2 protein-coding genes are annotated in these 3,903 nt (G+C 40.8%); both read right to left on the bottom strand.

From position 1 onward, the window contains the following. Nucleotides 1-866 precede the first annotated feature (866 nt). The gene (gene glgB / locus F6K54_RS41635) at nucleotides 867-3,194 is read right to left on the bottom strand and encodes a 1,4-alpha-glucan branching enzyme (protein ID WP_293090356.1); all 2,328 of its coding nucleotides are present in this window, start codon (nucleotides 3,192-3,194) and stop codon (nucleotides 867-869) included. 163 nt (nucleotides 3,195-3,357) lie between these two features. Next, on the bottom strand, nucleotides 3,358-3,903 hold a 546-nt coding region (locus F6K54_RS41630; RefSeq protein ID WP_293090355.1), incomplete at its 5' end, for a transposase.

Genomic DNA, 3,903 nt, shown 5'->3' with positions numbered 1-3,903 from the left:
TGGCCAATAACCAAATTGTTTGATAGTGAATTTTCTCAGTTACTTCACGAGCATAACGATATCTTTGATCTAACTGTTCTACTGTTAAGTGGTTTTCAATCGTGACTAACTTCGGCATTACTTACTCCTACTTTATGGCGATCGCTCCCCTTAGTTTTATTATACCTAATCATCCGGACATGATATTAGTCAATGCTTTTAGATTTAATCAGCAAGCCCTAATTAGTGATAAAAAACTTTCTCCTTCTCCTGTTCTTTCTTCCCTCCTAACTCCTGACTCCTTCTTCAATAACAACGTCGCCTTTCCCACTAATTTTCCCTCCCACCACTTGGTTAATTTGTAAGTCAGAGAAACTGGCAATTAAATTAACAGGTTGAAACTCTTGGTTTAACTCTGGACTAATAGTAAAATTTGTAGCGATATCTTTAAAATCTTAACCTGTCAACTCTTGTTACTTCAGTCGTCTCAACTTTTTCCGACACCACCGGTTCCAACAAACTTCCAGAAACCTTAACATCAGTTTTTACTGTTCCTTCCAATAAAGGTCTAATATTTTCAATTTGACTGCTTATCTGCTGTAACTGTTGTTTAGTTTCCGGTGATGAAGTGTTATTCGAGAGTAAACTAATTTCTCTTAGCGCAGTATCAAACAGAGTCTCATATAAAATCCGGTTATATAGTTATCGCACTTTCTACTTCAATTCAATGCAGAGATAAAATGCGGGAATATCCCCGGATAATTCCAACTCTCATCCTTTCTGACTCCTGACTCCTCTTATCAATAACTTCTGCTTGCGGTGAAAATATTAGGAACGGGCAAGATGCCCATTCCACAAGACTATTTTGCCTTAATTGCTCTTAGTAATTAACCTTCAGAAACAGTTTCAGTTTCAGTTTCTGTCTCCTCAGACTGCTGCATCACTGCTAACGTTTTCTCCTTGTCTAACTTCAACACCAAAATACCCAAAGGAGGCAAACATAAATCCAAAGACTGTTGATAACTATGGAAGTACCAATCATCAGTCCACTTACCACCCAAATTACCCATATTGCTGCCACCATAATTACCAGCATCACTATTAAATATTTCAGTATAGAATCCTGGTTCGGGTACACCGATGCGATAGTGACTATGGGGTTGAGGAGTAAAATTGCAAACCGCTACCACAAATTCTTTCCCATCTTTAGCGCGGCGAAGAAACGACACCACACTATGATTATTATCACTACAATCTATCCACTGGAATCCTTCCTCATTACAATCTTGTTCATACAAAGCAGGTTGAGAACGATAGAGGTGATTCACATCCCGGAAAAATCGCTTCATTCCTTGGTGAGCATCATGTTGGAGCAAATTCCATTCTAAATCGCCCCAAACATCCCATTCACCCCACTGAGGAAACTCCATCCCCATAAACATAGTTTTCTTACCAGGGTGAGTAAACATATAAGCAAACAATGCCCGAACATTAGCAAACTTCTGCCAATCATCCCCAGGCATCTTACCCAACATATTACTCTTGCAATGTACCACCTCATCGTGAGACAGAGCTAACATATAGTTCTCACTGTGGTGATACCAAATACTGAAAGTAACATTATTCTGGTGGAACTGTCGGAACCAAGGGTCCATTTCAAAATAGTCCAGCATATCGTGCATCCAACCCATGTTCCATTTGAGGTTGAAGCCCAAACCACCAACATAAGTAGGCCACGTTACCATTGGCCAGGCAGTAGATTCTTCTGCAATACAGAGAGTACCAGGATAGTAACCAAAAATTAAATGATTAACTTGACGAAGGAAATCAGCAGCTTCGATATATTCTACGCCTCCGTATTGGTTAGCAACCCATTCACCATCAGGTCTCATATAGTTGTGGTACACCATAGAAGCAACTGCATCTACCCTAAAACCATCAATGTGATACTTTTCAAACCAGAAAAGTGCATTTGCAACTAGGAAATTACGGACTTCATTACGACCATAGTCAAATACTAAAGTACCCCATTGTTTGTGTTCGCCTTTGCGGGGGTCTGGATGTTCATAGAGATGAGTACCATCAAAGAATGCTAAACCATGTCCATCTTTTGGAAAATGTCCCGGTACCCAGTCTACAATTACGCCTATACCATTTTCATGACATTTATCTACAAAGTACATGAAATCTTCAGCATTACCGTAGCGAGAGGTAGGGGCAAAAAATCCTGTAACCTGATAACCCCAAGAACCATCAAAAGGATGTTCTGCTACGGGCAACATTTCTATATGGGTATAGCCTAAATCTTTAACGTAGGAAACTAGGCGATCTGCTAATTCTCGGTAGGTAAGAAAACGGGCATCTGTTCTGAGTTCTGAGACTTGAACTACAGCTTCAGTTTTCCCATCAGGCAGTTTAGCAGGTTCAGCAGCAGAGGCATGAATCCAAGAACCCAGGTGGCATTCATAGACAGAAATAGGTTGAGTGAGAGGGTCGGTATGGCGACGTTTCTCCATCCATTCTTGGTCGTTCCAAGTATATGAGTCTAGGTCAACAACAATGGAAGCTGTTTTGGGCCTTACTTCCTGTTGATATCCATAAGGGTCACTTTTTTCGTAGATATGTCCTTCCCAGTTTTTCACCTCATATTTGTAGTGTTCTCCAGGGCCAATATCGGGAATGAATAATTCCCAGATACCTGTGTGGCCTTTCCGCATTTGATGTTTACGACCATCCCAATAGTTGAAGTTTCCTAAAATTGAAACGTTACGAGCATTGGGTGCCCAAACAGCAAAATAGACTCCTTTGACTCCGTTAATTTCTGCGAGATGTGCCCCTAGTTTTTCGTAGATACGATGATGATTTCCTTCTCCAAATAGTTGAAGGTCAAAGTCTGTGAGTTTCGGAGAAGGGAAGGCGTAGGGGTCGTTGATGACTCGTTCGTGTTCTCCTTCTTTGATTTTGAGTTGATAGTTGGCCAGTTCTGGAGCGTCTATTACACATTCAAAGAAATGTGGATTATGGACTGACTCCATTGGATACTCTTTCCAGTCTACTGGTGAAATGACTGAGACAGCTTCAGCACTTGGTTGGTAAGCTCGGATTACTGTTACAGTTTTGCCATCTTGTTCTATCTGATGGGCACCGAGGACTTCAAAGGGGTTGTGGTGATGGTTCCAAACTATTTGGTTAACTTGGTCTACAGAAATTGTCATATTTGTCAATATAATTTTGTTAACAATTAATTAGGAAGGCTTCAGGAAGGGGAAAGATGTGCTATTGACATCCTCCCCGGCCTAAAGGCACGGGGATTCCTACCGAGCCTAAGCTCCTCGGTGGGTTGACACTTCATTGACTGCTGCTACCTTGGCGGTAGTCTTACGCTTGCCTCCACGTCCGTTTTTTGTCTCGGACTGCCCGCCCGCGACTAATATATTTATTGCTGCATTCTCGTCTAAGAACATGTTTTGCACCACAGTTGAGACACTCCCATTCTCGCACCTTCAGGTCTAGCTTCCCACCTTTAAAGCCACAATTTGAGCAAATTTGAGAAGTAGGCTCCCAACGACTAATTACTCTAAAATCACGACCATATTTTTCAGCAATTCCATCTAGGAATGTCCGGAATTGTCTCCAACCTAAATCTGAAATTGCTCTGGATAATTTACGGTTTTTTACCATTCCAGAAACGTTTAAATCTTCTAAAACAATTGTTTGGTTTTCACGAATTATTTCAGTGGATAATTTATGTAGAAAATCTGTCCTTGTATCTTTCAGCTTGGCATGGAATTTAGCTACTCTAACCCTGGCTTTTTCATACCTTTTAGAGCCTTTAGTTTTATGAGATAATGACTTACTTAACTTTCTTAACTTCTTAATTCGTTTCTTAAGTGGTTTAGGAGCATCAACCTTTGTACCGTCACT

Source organism: Okeania sp. SIO3B5, assembly GCF_010692555.1.
Taxonomy (GTDB): Bacteria; Cyanobacteriota; Cyanobacteriia; order Cyanobacteriales; family Microcoleaceae; genus Okeania.
The sequence above is the reverse complement of the archived record's forward strand: the minus strand, read 5'-3'. Positions and strand labels throughout refer to the sequence as shown.